Raw genomic sequence first — 14,873 nt, 5'->3', positions numbered from 1 at the left:
GCACCGCCGGGCCCCGGGACGGCGGGGCGCGCCCGGTGCGGGCCCGGGGACGGCGAGAGGGCCGGCCCGTGACCGGGGCGGCCCTCTTCCAGTCCGGTTCCGGGCCGGTTCGCCCGGGCCCGCCGCCGTGCGCCGGCGAGTGCGGGTCCGCGGCGTACGGCGCCGAAGAGCGCGGCTCAGATGTTGACGCCGAAGTCCTTGGCGATGCCCGCCAGGCCCGAGGCGTAGCCCTGGCCCACCGCGCGGAACTTCCACTCCGCGCCGTTGCGGTACAGCTCGCCGAAGACCATCGCCGTCTCGGTCGCCGCGTCCTCGCTCAGGTCGTAGCGCGTGATCTCGGCGCCGCCCGCCTGGTTCACGACGCGGATGTACGCGTTGCGGACCTGGCCGAAGTTCTGGCTGCGGGACTCGGCGTCGTAGATGGACACCGGGAAGACGACCTTCGCGACGTCGGCGGGCAGCCCGGCCAGGTTGACGTTGATCTGCTCGTCGTCGCCCTCGCCCTGGCCGGTGAGGTTGTCGCCGGTGTGCACGATCGTCTGGTCCGGCGTGGACTTGTTGTTGAAGAAGACGAAGTGCTGGTCGGAGACGACCCGGCCGGCCTCGTTGACGGCGATGGCGCTCGCGTCGAGGTCGAAGTCGGTGCCGGTGGTGGTGCGGACGTCCCAGCCGAGGCCGACCGTGACGGCGGTCAGGCCAGGTGCCTCCTTGGTGAGCGAGACGTTGCCGCCCTTGGACAGGCTTACAGCCATGGGGAGTGCCTTTCGTGATCGGGTGTCGGGCTCCGTGCCGGGACGGCAGGCGCCGGGGACGAAGCTACCGTCACCCAGCAGAACGCCGACACGGTCGGGGCGGTTCCCCTGTCCCTTCCGCTTCCCTTGCACCCGCGCGGGCGGCGCGGACGTCCGCCGTACGGGTCGCCCGGACGCGCCCCGTACGGCCTGTCGCCCCGCGCGGGACGGCAAGGGGCCGGCCGGGCGGGGCGCGGAGGAACCCGGCAGCGGGAAATGGAGATGACGTCCCGCGCGGGCACGCGGGACCATGGAGGCATGTCCGGGCCCTACGTCATCCGTGGCTCGGTCTCCCTGCCGGAGGCCGAGCTGCTGTGGCGTTTCTCCCGGTCCGGCGGGCCGGGCGGCCAGCACGTCAACACCACCGACTCCCAGGTGGAGCTGCGGTTCGACCTGGCCGGGACCGCCGCCCTGCCGCCGGTGTGGAAGGAGCGGGCGCTGGCCCGGCTCGCGGGCCGGCTCGTCGACGGGGTGGTGTCCGTACGGGCCTCCGAGCACCGCTCGCAGTGGCGCAACCGGGAGGCGGCGGCCGTCCGGCTGGCCGCGCTGCTGGCCGAGGCGACCGCGCCGCCGCCCACGCCCCGCCGCCCGACCCGCACCCCACGGGCCGTCAACGAGCGGCGGCTGCGCGAGAAGAAGCGGCGCGCCGACACCAAGCGGGGGCGCACCGGGCGCGGCTGGGACTAAAGGCTGTCCCGTAATCCCTGGTGGATCAGCGAGCGGCGTCAGATGCGGTCGATCGCAAGGCGGCGGAGCGTCCGAACAGTGGTTCTGTTCGGACGTTTCGCCAACGCCGCGAGTGGCCGTAGCTGGCGTCGGGAGCCCGCCAGGGATTGCGGGACAGCCTTTAGCGAGCGCGAGGGGCCGTCAGGGCCGTATCCGCGCGGATTCGCGAGGCCGCGGGTCGGCGGCGGTTCCCGCGCAGGGGCCGGGCGGGCTCAGTCCAGCCTGCGGTAGCGCCCCCGGAAGTACGTCAGCGGCCCGCCGTCCCCCGTCGGGGTCGCCGCGGTCAGCACCCGGCCCACCACCAGGACGTGGTCCCCGGCCGGCACCCACTGCTCGGTGCGGCACTCCAGCACCGCGAGCGCCCCGCCGACCAGCGGGGCCCCCGACGCCGCGCCGCGCGTCCAGGTGATGTCCTCGAACAGCAGCCGGTCGCTGACCCGCCCCTTCATGGCGAACCGTCCGGCGATGTGCCGCTGGCTCTCCGCCAGCACCGACACCGCCCACAGCGGCTGCCGCTCCAGCAGCTCCGCCATGCGCGCGCCCTCGCGGACGCTGACCAGCACCAGCGGCGGGTCCAGGGACACGGACACGAAGGCGGTCGCCGTCATGCCGGCGTCCTCGCCGCGGGGCGCCTCCTCCGGGTCGTGCGCGGTCACCAGCACCACGCCGGCGGCCAGCCGCGACAGGGCGGCGCGGAACGCGTCCTCGCTCACCTCTCCAGCATGCGGCACTCCGGCCGCGGCGCCGGACGGATCGGCGCGCGGCCCCGGTGGGCCGTCCGCATTCTGGTCATCCCGGGCACCGGTCGCGGCGGCCGTGGGGCGCGTCTGCCCGGCGGGCGGTGCCGGGTGTGGGAAGCTGCGCGAAGGCGTCGTCGGAAGCACGGCACCGACGCTAGCGCTGTGACCGGGAAGGTTCACCGGCTCGCGACGCCCGGCACGGCACCTCGCGGCGTTGCCGGACCGACCGAGTAGGCCCACTACGCGGCCGGTCCGGCGCCTTGCGATGCACCGCACCGGACGCCGCGAGCTACCGGCAAACCTTCCCGGTCACAGCGCTAGCCGCGCGGTGCGGTCCGCCGCATCGGACCGCGGGCCCAGCCTGCCCCGAGACGGCTTAGGTCGTCCGGCTTAGGCCCGCTTCAGCCGAAGGCTCCCGGATTACGGAACTTGCGTTCTGAAACTGTTGGGATCGCTCCCAGCGCTCTCGGCGGCCGCTGAATACAATCTGTGACATGAGTCACAACAGGCAGTAATTGTTGACCCTGTGTACCTGTCGGGCAGCGCGCTGTGATTCAGTGACGGAGGCAATCGGACGACAAGAAGCCAGACGACACAGAAAGCCAGGAGTTGCTGTCCAGGTCTCGGGGGAGAGCCAGCTATGGAGACCGAGTCGGAGCCGTATATCCGTCTTGCCACCCTGCGGCAGCTACACGAAGTGGTCGCCCATCTCAACACCGCCCGCAGCCTCGCGGACGCCCTCCAGACGGTCGCCGACGGCGTGCTGGCCGGGCTGGGGTACGAACTGGCCGCCGTCAACCTCGTGCGGCCCGACGGTGACCTCGTCGTGGCCGCCGTCGCGGGCAGCGCGGGGGCCGAGGCGCTGCTCGCCGGGCGGGTGGGCTCCCGCGCGTCGTGGGACCGGCGCCTTTCGATGGGGGAGCGCTGGGGGGACCTGCGCTTCATCCCGCACACCGAGGGGTGGGTCCTCGACGACGACGACGTGCCGCAGTGGCACTCGCGCGGCCCGGAGCCCCGGTTCCCCGACGAGTGGCACCCGATGGACCGCCTGTTCGCCCCGATGTACGCCGCGGGCGTGTCCGGCGGGGAGCTCGTCGGGGTCATCTCCGTGGACAAGCCGCGCAACGGACGGCGCCCGGGCGCGTGGGGGCGCGAGGCCCTTCAGATGTACGCCTTCCACGCCGCCATTGCGATCGGCAACGCCCGGCTGCGGGCCAACATGCAGCGCGCCCTGCTCCGGCTCGAACGCGAGCAGCAGGCGCTGCGCGCCAGCGAGGAGGGGTTCCGGCAGGCCTTCGAGTACGCGCCCAGCGGCATGGCCATCACCGACATGAGCGGTGACCAGCGCGGCCGGCTGCTGCGCGCCAACGACGCGCTGTGCCGCCTGCTGGGCCGCTCCGCCTCCTCGCTGCGCCGCTCGTCCTTCTCCGACCTGGTGCACCCGGAGGACCTGGGCACGCTGCTGCGCGCCTCCGCCGAGGGCGGCCGCGCCGAGCTGCGGCTCGCCCGCCGCGACGGGTCGTACGTGTGGGTGTCCCTGCGCAACTCGGTCGTCGCCGACGCCGCCGACGGGCCGCGCTACCTGCTCACCCACGTCTCCGACATCGAGGAGCGCAAGCGCCACGAGTTGCAACTCGCCCACCGTGCCAGCCACGACTCGCTGACCGGCCTGCCCAACGCGGCCGAGCTGCGCGCCCGGCTGTCCGCCCGGCTGTGCGACAGCCCGCCGAACCCGGACCAGCTCCTCGCCGATCCGGAGGGCCCGGCGCTGGTGGGAGGCGTCCCGCAGTACGACGAGAGCAGCCACGTCTACGGCTACGACAGCTTCGACGCCTTCGACGGCCGGACCACCTCCGGCCTCGGCGGCCTGGGCGGATTCGGCGCCCCCGGCGGGTTCGGCGGATCCGGCGGCTACGTCGCCTTCGGCACGGCCGCCGACCCCCCGTTCGACCACGCGCACGTCATCGCGCCCCACGAGGACGACGACGCGGACGACGGACACAAGGGCCTCGCCGTCCTCTTCTGCGACCTCGACGGCTTCAAGTCGATCAACGACCGGTTCGGGCACCACACCGGCGACGCGGTGCTCATAGAGGTCGCCCGCCGCCTGTCCGTCGCGGTCCGGGACGGGGACACGGTGGCCCGCCTCGGCGGCGACGAGTTCGTGGTCCTGGCCGACGGCCTCGGCCGGGCCGACGCGGCCGACCTCGCCGTCCGGCTGCGCAACGCGATCACCCCGCCGATCCGGGTCGAGGGCCGCGCGGTGCGGGTCGGCGCGAGCATCGGCATCGGCTGGGCGCGCTGCGGCCAGACGGCCGAGGAGGTGCTCCAGTCCGCCGACCAGCGGATGTACGTGGAGAAGCGGGCCCGGTCCAAGGACCGCCGCCGGGTCGGCTGAGCAGACGGCCCGCGCGGGGCCGGGCCCGCCTCACCGGGTCCGCCGCACCGGCCCCCGGGAGCCGGACCCGCGCGGAACCGCCCGCCGGTGAGCGCGGACCGGGCGTCAGAACCCGGCGGGCACGGGGCCGCGAGACGGCCAGGGCCACGCCGAAGCCGGGCACCCGGTAGGCTCGTCCGCCACGGCCCCGTCGCCGTCGGCCCCGCGCCGGTGGCGACGCCCACAGTGAACCGATCATGAACGTTGGCCATCCGGACCGCCCGGGCTCCGCCCCGAGCCCGCCGCGGCGCGCGGACGCGCCCGAGCGCGGCGCGGGGCCGTCGGCGGCCACGCGCACAGGGAGTGACGAGAGGGAATGACGGCCGGCAACAACGGCACGGGCACGCCGCAGGACGACGACCCGTTCGCCTACCTGTACCGCTCGGAGGGCGGCGCGGACGGCGACGCCTCCGCCGCTTCCCAGCCCGCCCGCCAGGCCCAGGAGCCCCAGCGCCACCAGCCCGGAGTGCCCCGCACCTCGTACCACCACGTCCGCGCGGTCGGCGAGCGCACGTACGGGCAGCAGCAGGCCCACTCCCCCCAGCCGTCCGCCGCGTACGGCCGGACGGCGGCGTACGGCACCCGGCCGGACGGTGTCCAGCGGCCGGACGGCCGGACGGCGGCGTACGGACCCCAGGCGGCCCGCCAGGAGCCCCCCGGCGACAGCCCCAGCCCGCACTACGCCGCCCCCGAAACCCTCGGCGGCGCCCCCCGCCCGCCCGCGCCGCCCCACGGCCGCGGCCGGGCCGCCCGGCGCACGGGACCCAACCCCCGCGGGCTGCTGATCGGCGCGATAACCGTCGTCGCCGTGGTCGTGGCCGGCATAGGCGTCGCGATGATCACCAACAGCGGCGGCGGCAAGGCCCAGGGCGCCGCGCCGACCTCCGCACCCCCCTCGTCCACCGGCAGCGCCGAACCGACCCGGACCCGCGCCGCCTCCCCGACGCCCGCCCCGCTGCCGCCGCCCCGCGACGCGGCGACCCTGCGGCTGGACGGCGTGGCCGCCACGGCCAACCAGATACCTGGTGCCAAGGCCGCGGGCGGTACGTACGTGACGGGCCTGAACGTTCCGGGCGCGGCCGTGACCTGGACCGTGGACGTCAAGCAGAAGGGCGACTACCGCCTGTACGTGCGCTACGGCATACCCGGCAAGCCCGCCAACGCCACGGTGACGGTCAACAGCAAGCTGAACGCCCAGCCGCTCGGCATGAAGAACTTCACCGGCTCGCCCGAGGGCGACTGGGAGAAGGGCTGGCAGACCACGTGGGCGCCCGTCACCCTCAACGCCGGCACCAACGTCGTCAGGATCAGTTGCGAGCAGGGCAACCAGTGCGACGCCGTCCTCGACCAGGTGTGGCTCAAAACTCCTTGACACCAGGTGACCGGCCCGCCGCGGGCCGGACGCTCTGGGTCCCGGCGCAAGCCCGGAAACGCATTTGATGCATCGTGCACCTTCAGGCTTCAATGCGGGTCTCGTACCCAACCCGGGAGAGCACACGTGAAGAAGCGTCTCTTAGCACTGGTCGGCGCCGCAGCGATCGCCGCCGGTCTGCCACTCACCGCGCAGGCGGCCTCGACGGACACCAGGTGTCCGCAGGGCGATGTCTGCGGCTGGCCACGGCCGAACTTCGGGGGGCCCGTGGAGATCCTCCACAACCCTGAGCCGGGTTGTGACTCGCTCAACGCCCGATCGGTGTCCAACCAGAGCCGCCACCGGATCACCCTGTACAGCGACTACTCGTGTCGCGGTCAGCACTTCGACCTCACGCACGGCCACTATTCGGCCAGCACACCGTGGACGGTCAAGAGCGTAGCCATCTGGGGATAGCCAGCAGACGCGGGCCGTCGGTTTCCGGACGGACCGACGGGCCGCGTCCAGACGGCGGACCCGGCGCCGGTACCGGGTCGCCTACCCCGCCCGCCCCTGCCCCGTCGGCTCCCCGCCCACCGCCACCTTCCCTGCCAGCTCCTCGTACGTCGTCCGGTCGAACTCGCCCGCCGTCGCCGCCCGGACCGTCGCCGTCGCGAGCGCCACCGCGCGCGCCAGCCGCTCCGGCCACGGCAGGCCCTCCACCAGGCCGGACAGCAGCCCGGCCACCGCCGAGTCGCCCGCCCCGGTCGGGTTGCCCTTCAGGCGGCGCGGCGGAGTGGCCCGCCACACGCCCTCCGAGGTGACCGCCAGCATGCCGTCCGGGCCCAGCGAGGCGGCCACCGCGTGCGCGCCGCGCCGCCGGGCGTCGCGGGCCGCGCGCAGCGGTTCGGTGGAGCCGGTGAGGCCCGCCAGCTCGGCCGCGTTGGGCTTGACGATGTCGGGGCGGGCGGCGATGCCGCGCCGCAGCGGCTCGCCGCTGGTGTCCAGCAGCGTCGGCACGCCCGCCGCGTGCGCCTCCCGGATGAGCTGCGCGTACGTGCCCACCGGCACGCCGGGCGGCAGGCTGCCGCACAGCGCCACCGCCGACGCCTCGCGCAGCAGCTGCCCGTAGACGTCGGTGAACGCGGACCACTCGGCGGCGGTGACGGCCGGGCCCGGCTCGTTGAACTGCGTGGTGGCCCCTGACTCGGCGTCGACCACGCCGACGGTGCGCCGGGTGGTGCCCGCAATGGTCACCAGCGCGTCCGTGACGCCGCCGGCCAGGGCGGCGAGCCGGTCCCGCAGCACCGCGCCGGTGGGGCCGCCGGCGAAGCCGGTGACGACGGCCCCGTGGCCCAGGGCCGCCAGCACGCGCGCGACGTTGACGCCCTTGCCACCCGGCCGCTCGGCGACGTCGGTGACCCGGTGCTCACCGTGGGCGCGCAGCCTCGGCACGGCGTAGGTGATGTCGAGGGCGGCGTTGAGCGTGACCGTCAGGATCACCCGGGCATCCCCTCTTGTCGGGTGGCGGACCAGTGCGGCGAGCGGACCGGCGCGCGAGCGATCATGTCAAAGCAGGCGGCCGTCGGCCCAGCCCGCGGGCCGCCCGCCCCCGCTCAACGCCGTCGCTCCTTAGATTACTTGGGGGCCACCCGAGGGCTACATACCCATTCGCCGCGGCGCATGACTCCCACGAGGGCGAAGTCCGCGCCGAGCACCACGAGATCCGCGTCCTTGCCCGCCTCCAGCGAACCCACCCGGTCGTCCACGCCGAGCAGCCGCGCGGGCGTGCCCGACAGCGCCCGCGACGCCTGCGCCACGGTCAGCCCGTCTATGGCCACCGCCCGCTGGAAGGCGCGGTCCAGGGTGAGCGTGGACCCCGCGATCGATCCGGCCGTCGGCCCGTCGCCGATCCGCGCCACCCCGTCGGCGACCTCGACCCGCATCGGACCGAGCGGGTAGCTGCCGTCGCCCATGCCCGCCGCGGCCATCGCGTCGGTGATGAAGGCGACCCGGTCCGCGCCCGCCCGGTCGAAGGCCAGCCGCAGGACCACCGGGTGCAGGTGCGTGCCGTCGTTGATCAGCTCGACGGTGACCCGCTCGTCCTCCAGCAGGGCCGCCACCGGGCCCGGCACCCGGTGCAGCAGCGGCGGCATGGCGTTGAACAGGTGCGTGGCCACGGTCGCGCCCGCCTCGATGGCCGCCAGCGTGGACTCGTACGTGGCCTCCGTGTGGCCCACGGCCGCCACCACACCGCTGTCGGCCAGCAGCCGGATCGAGTCCAGGCCGCCGGGCAGCTCGGGCGCGAGCGTCATCATGCGCGCCGTGCCGCGCGCCGCGTCCAGCAGCTTGCGCACGTCGGCCGGGTCTGGGTCGCGCAGCAGCGCCGGCTCGTGCGCGCCGCAGCGGTGCCGGGACAGGAACGGACCCTCGAAGTGCACGCCCGCCAGGTCGCCCTGCCGCACCAGCTCCGCCAGCGCGGCGGCCTGCCGGGCGAGGTCGTCCAGGTCGCCGGTGACGGTGGAGGCGACCATGGTGGTGGTGCCGTGCGCGCGGTGCGTACGGGCGACGGCCAGCGCCTCCTCGGCCGTGCCCGCGGAGAACGACGCACCGCCGCCGCCGTGCACGTGCGCGTCCACGAAGCCGGGGACGATCCAGCAGCCGCGCAGGTCGAGAGAGTCGGTGCCGGGGTACGGGCCGGGCGCGCCGGAGCGGTCCAGGCCGGCGAGCCCGTACGGCTCCTCCAGCCCGAAGGGCCCGTACGGCCCGTCCGGCGTGCCCGGCGTGCCCGGCCCGTAGGGCCCGTACGGCGCGTCGGGCGTGCCCGGCCCGTACGGTGCCTCCGGGCCCGGCCGGTTCCGGCCCGTCGCGTCCCGTGCGGCCGGGCCGCGGTCCCGTACGCCGCGGGCCCCGGCGTACGTGACGTGCCGGCCCTCGACCACCACGAGACCGTCTTCCACCACCCCGCCCGGCAGGACGAGCCGGGCGCCGGTGAGTCGCAGCGTGGCCATCAGGCTGTTACCTCCGTGGGCTGGTCGGCGCGGTCGGACCGGGCGGCACGGGGCCGGGCGGTGCGGCCGGGTTCCCCGGCGTCGTCGTCATCGTCGTGGCCTTCACCGACTGGGACGCCGTGACGGGTCTCATCGGCTCCGGAGGTTTGGGTGGCGTCGGCAACAGAAGCGGGCGGCCCGCCGCCTTCCGCCGGTGGTCCGCCGCCTCCGACGAGGTCCCAGGCGAGCAGGCCCGCGCCCAGGCACCCGGCCGCGTGGCCGAGCGCGGCCGGGACGATACGGGGCGGGTGCTGGTAGGTGATCCGCTCCGCGACGGCCGCGCGCAGCGGCGCGAACAGCGTCTCGCCCGCCGCCGCGAGGCCGCCGCCGACGATCAGCACGCCGGGGTCGAGCAGCGTGAGCGCGGTGACCAGGCCGTCGGCGAGCACGCCCACCGCCTCCCGCCACACGCGTGCCGCGCGCGGCTCGCCGGCCTGCACCGCCCGCGCGCAGTCGGCGGCGTCCGCGCCCGGCCCGCCGCCGGCGGCCGCCCAGGCCCGGCCGACCGCCGCCGCCGAGGCGTACCGCTCCAGGCAGCCCGCCTGCCCGCACCCGCACGGCGCGCCGCCGGGCCGTACGACGATGTGGCCGATCTCGCCCGCGTTGCCGTGCGCGCCCGGCTCCAGGCGGCCGTCCACGCTGAAGGCGCCCGCGATGCCCGTGCCCAGCGCCACGTACAGGAAGCGCGCCGTGCCCGCCCCCGCCCCGAGCCGCCCCTCGGCCAGCCCGCCCGCGCGCACGTCGTGGCCCAGCGCCACCGGCGTGCCGCCCAGCCGCTCGGCCAGCAGAGCGCGCAGCGGCACGTCCCGCCAGCCGAGGTTCGCGGCGAAGACCGCCACCCCGCGCGCGTCGTCCAGCACGCCGGGCACGGCGACCCCGGCCGCCGCGGCGGGCCCGCCGAACCGCCGTTCGCCCACGCCGCGCAGCTCGGTGGCGAAGTCCAGCAGCCCGGCCACCACGGCCCTGGGCCCGCGCTCCCGCCCGGTCGGCCGCGCCGCCTCGTACAGCAGCGACCCGTCGGCCCCCACCAGGGCGGCCTTGGTGCCGGTGCCGCCCACGTCGAGCGCGATGACGTGGCGCACAGACGCGCCGGGCGCCGCGGCGGCGGTGCGGGAGGTCTCGGGGCCGACGGAATCCACGGGTGACAGTCTCCCGCGCCGCCCCGGGAGAGGTCTAGTCCAGTACCCGTGGCAGGGTGGAAGACGTGATGGCGAACGGACCGGGTGACGCGGCCGCCCCCGCCGGAGCCGGCCGGGACGGCTCCGGCGGGCGGACCCCGGCCGAGGCGGACGCCCGGCACGCGCGGGACGACGATTCCGTACGGGACGGGGGCGCCCGGCAGGGCGATGCGGCCACCGGGGGGACCGCTCCGGAGGACGGCGGGACCCCGGCAGACGACCGCGCGCCCGCGGCCGGGGACGACGGCTCGGCCGAGGCCGGGACCGCCGGCCCCGAAGCCCTCTCCGACCGCGACCGCGCCCTGCTGGCCTTCGAGCGGCGCGGCTGGCCGGGCGCCGGAGCCAAGGAGCGGGCCATACGGGAACAGCTCGGCATCTCGCCGACCCGCTACCACCAGCTCCTCAACGCGCTTCTGGACGACCCCCGCGCGCTCCGACACGACCCGGTGACCGTGGGCCGCCTGCGCCGCCTGCGCGAGGCACGGCGCGGGCGCCGCTGAGGGAGGGCCCCAGCGGCACCCTTGGCCGCCCCCGGCACCCTTGGTCCGCCCGCGGCATCTGGACGGGCCGCGCCGGTAGGAACGGGCGGCACCGCTAGGAACGGGCGGCGCTGGCTCCCCGCCGGACCCCGCCCCTGGACGGCCGTGAGGCCGCCCCCGCGTCTGCCTCGGAGCCCCGCGGGCGCGGGCGGAGGCCGCCGCGGGAGCCTGTCGGCCGGAGTCGGGTGTCCGGCGCGGAGCCGGGGCCGTCAGCCGGGGCCTGGAGTCAGCCGGAGCCGGAGAGCCTGCCGACGCAGCCGGAGCCGGTGAGCCTGCCGCGCAGTCGGAGCCGCGACCCGTCAGACACAGACGGGAGCCGTCAGGCGCAGCCCGTGCCCGTCAGACGCAGCCGGGAGCCGTCAGGCGGAGGCGGACCCCGTCAGGCCGTCCGCCAGCGCGGCCAGCAGGGCGACCACCCCCGCCGGGCCGTCCACCACCACGTCCGCCCGCGACTCCAGCTCCGGCACCTCGCCGCTGCCGCTGCACACCAGCAGCCCAGGCACGCCGTCCGACCGCAGCTTCTCCACCGCCCCGAACGCGGCCAGGTCGCCCAGGTCGTCGCCCGCGTAGAGCACGGCCCCGGCGCCCACCTCCCGCACGTACTCCGTGAGCGCCACGCCCTTGTCGACCCCGGGGGGCCGCAGTTCGAGGACGAGGCGGCCCGGTTCCACGGCCAGCCCGTGCCGCTCGGCCAGGGCGGTCAGCGGGCCGCGCAGCCGCTCCAGGGCGCCCTGGGGGTCGGCGGCGCGCCGGGTGTGAACGGCGACGGCGCGGTCGCCCTTCTTCTCGACGTACGCGCCCTCGCCGCCGCTGCCCGCCGCCGCGTCCAGGATGCCCGGCAGCTCGGCCTCGGCGGCGGCCACGCCCGGGTGCGGGGCGGGGGCGCGCACGGCGCCGTCGGCCGCCTCCCAGCGCTCGGCGCCGTAGTGGCCGAGGACGACCAGGTGCTCCAGGCCCGCGGCCCCGGCGAAGCCGCCGTACCGCACGGCGACGTCGGCCGGCCGGCCGGTGATCACCGCGACCGCGCGCACGCGCGGGGCGAGCCGGGCGAGCGCGGGCAGGGCGCCGGGGTGGGGGCGGGCCTGCTCGGGGTCGGGCACGATGGCGGCCAGCGTGCCGTCGAAGTCCAGCGCGATCACGGCGCGCTCGGGGTGGCGCAGCAGCGCGGCCAGCCCTTCCCGGCCGGCGGCCGTGGCGGGGGCGAGCGCTGCGGGCACGGCCGGCGCTGCGGGCTCGGGGCGTCGCTGCCGCCCAAGGGCCTCAAGGGCCCGTAGCTGGTCCAGGAACCACGCGTGCGGCGGCAGCGCGGTGGCCGCGGCGGCCAGCCGCTTGGAGCGCTCGGCGCGCTCGGCGTCCGGCATGGTCAGCGCGTCGTGCAGGGCCCGCGCGGTGGCCTCCACGTCGTACGGGTTCACCGACAGCGCGTCCTCGCCCAGCTCCGCGTGCGCGCCCGCCTCCCGGGAGAGCACCAGCGCGCAGCCGGCCTCGGAGACCACCGGGACCTCCTTGGCGACGAGGTTCATGCCGTCCCGGATCGGGTTGACCAGGGCCACGTCCGCGAGCCGGTAGGCGGCGAGGGAGCGGGCGAAGGCGTCCTTGACGTGCAGGATGACCGGCTGCCAGCCGGGCGTGCCGAACTCGGCGTTGATGCCGTCGGCGACCCGCTGCACTTCTGCGGTGTAGTCGCGGTAAACCTTCAGATCCTGCCGGGAGGGGTAGGCGAAGGCCAGGTGGGCCACGCGCTCGCGCCACTCGGGGCGGGTGCGCAGCAGGTGGCGGTAGGCGTGCAGGCCGCGCACGATGTTCTTGGACAGCTCGGTGCGGTCCACGCGCACGACGGCCTTGCGGCCCGGCCCGATCAGCTGCCGCAGGTCGGCGACGTGCTCGTCCACGTCCGCGCGCCGCGAGCGCTCCCGCAGGAAGTCGGCGTCGGCGCCCAGGCCGTGCACGCCCAGCCGCGTGGTGCGCCCGTCGTACGTCACGGCGAGCGCGCCGTCCTCGCGGGTGACCCGCGCGCCCAGCACGGCCGCGCAGCAGTCGGCGAACGCGGCCGCCCACCGCTCGGTCAGGAAGGCGGCCCGGTCGCCGCCGAGGATGCCGCGCAGCACGCGCGCGGCGATGTCGTCGGGCAGCATCCGGTAGTAGTCGGGCGGGGCCCACGGGGTGTGCGAGAAGTGCCCTATCAGCAGGTCGGGCCGCCGCTCGCGCAGCAGCCCGGGCACCAGCGTCAGGTGGTAGTCCTGCACGAGGACGGTCGCGCCCTCGGCGGCCTCCTCGGCGAGCGCGTCGGCGAAGGCCGCGTTGTACGCCTCGTAGGAGGCCCACTGGGCGCGGAAGTCCGCGTCGAAGGCGGGTTCGAGGGGGGTCTGGTAGAGCAGGTGGTGGACGAACCACAGCACCGAGTTCGCGATGCCGTTGTAGGCGTCGGCGAACACCTCCGGCGCGATGTCCAGCATCCGCACCCGCTGGCCGCCGGTCTCGCCGGGGTCCAGGTGGCCCCGGTCCGCGCGCCGCGCGGCCTGCCGGTCCCCGTCACCCAGTGCCGCGCACACCCACACCGCGTCGGCGTCGGGGCCGATGGCGCTGAGCCCCGATACCAGCCCGCCGCCGCCGCGTTGGGCGTCGAGTGCGCCGTCTTCGCGCAGCCGGTACGAGACCGGGCCGCGGTTGGACGCCAGGAGAATCCGGGCGAGCCGGGCGCTTTGCTCTGAGACCATGACGCGAGATTAGCCACGGCGCACACCACCCAAACAGGTGTGCTGCGCGAAGGACGGTGTTGCGTGCGACACGTACGAGCGGTTCGGGGCACGTACGAGCGCTCGTGGCACCGGGTGCCTTCCGGCTCCGCTCCAGGTCCCGCCCGAGGGTCCGCCGCCGGCCCGCCCAAGGGTCCGGCGGCGGCGCCGTGGGCCCGGCCCGGGTGGTCGGCGCCGTGGGCCCGGGGCGGAGCCGGGCGGCCCCGCCCCGCCGCCCCTACGCCGCCCGTCGCTCCGCGTACTCCGGGATCTCCACGATCGGCGGCCGCTCCTCCGCGTCCACCGGCACCGTGCGCGGCACGAAGCCGCTCGTGCCGCGCTCGAACTGGGTCAGGTGGGGCCGCACCAGGTGGCCGCGGGCCAGCCGGAGCTGGGCCGTGCGGTAGATGGTGGCGGCCATCCTGCCGAGGGCCTGGCCGTCCTGGTGGCGGTGCTTGCGCACGCCGAGGTCCACCTGGGCGAGCGCGTCCAGGCCGACCGTATGCAACGCGTCGACCAGCAGGCCCAGCTCCACGCCGTAGCCGACGGGGAACGGCAGGCGCTCCAGCAGCGTGCGGCGGGCCGCGTACTCGCCGCCGAGCGGCTGGACGAAGCCGGCCAGCTGCGGCCAGTGCAGGTTCAGCAGCGGCCGGGCCACCAGCTCGGTGACCCGCCCGCCCTGGCCGGCCGCGCCGGCCAGCGGCCGGTCGTACATGCCCTTGACCAGCTGCACCTCCGGCTCGGTCAGCAGCGGGCCGATGATGCCGGAGACGAACCGGGCGTCGAACTCCCGCAGGTCGGCGTCGATGAAACACACGATGTCGCCGCTGGTGGCCAGCAGCGAGCGCCACAGCACCTCGCCCTTGCCGGGCAGCGCGGGCAGCCGCGGCAGGATCTCGTCACGGTGCACGACGGTCGCACCGGCCTTGGCCGCGACCTCGGCGGTACGATCCGTGGAACCGGAGTCCAGCACCACCAGCTCGTCGACGAGCGGCATGGTGTCGCTCATCAGCCGGGTGCGGACGGTATGGGCGATGTCGCCGACCGTGGCCTCCTCGTTCAGGGCGGGCATCACCACGCTCACCCGGCTGGCCTGGGAGTGTTTGGCGGCCAGCAGGCGTTCGAGCGGACGATCGGCGGCTGACCAGGACCGGTGTGCGAGCCAACGCTCCACCTCTTCCAGCACGTCGTGTCTCCTCGGTGTCTCGCGGTTCGGACGACTTCCTCAACCATCCGGGCCTTCGGTTACAGTCTTGAGCAACGCACGTGTCCTCCGTATGTCGGAATCGTCGCGTACAAACGCCTCGGGCGCCTCTCGTCCGTGGC

At 75.9% G+C, this 14,873-nt stretch carries 10 protein-coding genes and 3 pseudogenes; 5 read left to right on the top strand and 8 right to left on the bottom strand.

Annotated elements, in window-relative coordinates:
• Positions 1–176: 176 nt before the first annotated feature.
• Entirely contained in the window at positions 177–752 is a 576-nt protein-coding gene (locus RKE29_RS04710) for a TerD family protein (RefSeq protein WP_312003735.1), read from the bottom strand.
• A gap of 297 nt (positions 753–1,049) precedes the next feature.
• Between RKE29_RS04710 and arfB the strand changes: the two genes are divergently transcribed.
• A complete protein-coding gene (gene arfB / locus RKE29_RS04705; protein WP_312003734.1) occupies positions 1,050–1,478 on the top strand; it encodes an alternative ribosome rescue aminoacyl-tRNA hydrolase ArfB in 429 nt (142 codons plus the stop codon).
• A 251-nt stretch (positions 1,479–1,729) separates the two neighbouring features.
• Here the strand turns inward: arfB and RKE29_RS04700 are convergent, their stop codons facing one another.
• The gene (locus RKE29_RS04700) at positions 1,730–2,230 is read right to left on the bottom strand and encodes a flavin reductase family protein (RefSeq protein WP_312003733.1); all 501 of its coding nucleotides are present in this window, start codon (positions 2,228–2,230) and stop codon (positions 1,730–1,732) included.
• Between the two features lie 667 nt (positions 2,231–2,897).
• Here RKE29_RS04700 and cdgB point away from each other — a divergent pair.
• The 3 genes from cdgB (at position 2,898) to RKE29_RS04685 (ending at position 6,522) form a co-directional block, all read left to right on the top strand.
• Entirely contained in the window at positions 2,898–4,655 is a 1,758-nt protein-coding gene (cdgB, locus tag RKE29_RS04695; protein ID WP_312003732.1) for a diguanylate cyclase CdgB, read from the top strand.
• A gap of 355 nt (positions 4,656–5,010) precedes the next feature.
• A complete protein-coding gene (locus RKE29_RS04690; RefSeq protein ID WP_312003731.1) occupies positions 5,011–6,066 on the top strand; it encodes a carbohydrate-binding protein in 1,056 nt (351 codons plus the stop codon).
• A 126-nt stretch (positions 6,067–6,192) separates the two neighbouring features.
• Positions 6,193–6,522, top strand: a complete 330-nt coding sequence (locus tag RKE29_RS04685; RefSeq protein WP_312003730.1) for a peptidase inhibitor family I36 protein — start codon at positions 6,193–6,195, stop codon at positions 6,520–6,522.
• An 81-nt stretch (positions 6,523–6,603) separates the two neighbouring features.
• Here RKE29_RS04685 and RKE29_RS04680 read toward each other — a convergent pair whose 3' ends face one another.
• From RKE29_RS04680 to RKE29_RS04670, 3 genes and pseudogenes are all read right to left on the bottom strand, one after another.
• Complete coding sequence (locus tag RKE29_RS04680) at positions 6,604–7,548, bottom strand: 1-phosphofructokinase family hexose kinase (RefSeq protein WP_312003729.1); 945 nt, start codon at positions 7,546–7,548, stop codon at positions 6,604–6,606.
• Between the two features lie 134 nt (positions 7,549–7,682).
• Positions 7,683–9,059: an N-acetylglucosamine-6-phosphate deacetylase gene (nagA, locus tag RKE29_RS04675; protein WP_312003747.1), complete on the bottom strand. Its 1,377-nt coding sequence runs from the start codon at positions 9,057–9,059 to the stop codon at positions 7,683–7,685.
• Positions 9,060–9,265: 206 nt separating this feature from the next.
• Positions 9,266–10,177, bottom strand: a pseudogene (locus RKE29_RS04670) (ROK family protein); the annotation flags it as partial.
• A 377-nt stretch (positions 10,178–10,554) separates the two neighbouring features.
• On the opposite strand from RKE29_RS04670, the pseudogene RKE29_RS04665 reads away from it, so the two are divergent.
• Positions 10,555–10,773: pseudogene (locus RKE29_RS04665) on the top strand (DUF3263 domain-containing protein); the annotation flags it as partial.
• Positions 10,774–11,171: 398 nt separating this feature from the next.
• Here RKE29_RS04665 and otsB read toward each other — a convergent pair.
• From otsB to RKE29_RS04650, 3 genes and pseudogenes are all read right to left on the bottom strand, one after another.
• Positions 11,172–11,951 (bottom strand): trehalose-phosphatase, encoded by a 780-nt coding sequence (gene otsB / locus RKE29_RS04660; protein WP_312003746.1) that lies wholly within the window; start codon positions 11,949–11,951, stop codon positions 11,172–11,174.
• A gap of 120 nt (positions 11,952–12,071) precedes the next feature.
• Positions 12,072–13,529 (bottom strand): annotated as a pseudogene (locus RKE29_RS04655) (trehalose-6-phosphate synthase); the annotation flags it as partial.
• Between the two features lie 256 nt (positions 13,530–13,785).
• The gene (locus RKE29_RS04650) at positions 13,786–14,733 is read right to left on the bottom strand and encodes a glucosyl-3-phosphoglycerate synthase (protein WP_312003728.1); all 948 of its coding nucleotides are present in this window, start codon (positions 14,731–14,733) and stop codon (positions 13,786–13,788) included.
• Positions 14,734–14,873 lie beyond the last annotated feature (140 nt).

Origin of the sequence: Streptomyces sp. B1866, from assembly GCF_031932565.1 — a bacterium.
Classification (GTDB): Bacteria; Actinomycetota; Actinomycetes; order Streptomycetales; family Streptomycetaceae; genus Streptomyces.
The sequence above is the reverse complement of the archived record's forward strand: the minus strand, read 5'-3'. Positions and strand labels throughout refer to the sequence as shown.

Coding starts and splice junctions, on each gene's coding strand:
- RKE29_RS04710 (WP_312003735.1), bottom strand. CDS start 752: ATGGCTGTAAGCCTGTCCAAGGGCGGCAACGTCTCGCTCACCAAGGAG.
- cdgB (WP_312003732.1), top strand. CDS start 2,898: ATGGAGACCGAGTCGGAGCCGTATATCCGTCTTGCCACCCTGCGGCAG.
- arfB (WP_312003734.1), top strand. CDS start 1,050: ATGTCCGGGCCCTACGTCATCCGTGGCTCGGTCTCCCTGCCGGAGGCC.
- RKE29_RS04690 (WP_312003731.1), top strand. CDS start 5,011: ATGACGGCCGGCAACAACGGCACGGGCACGCCGCAGGACGACGACCCG.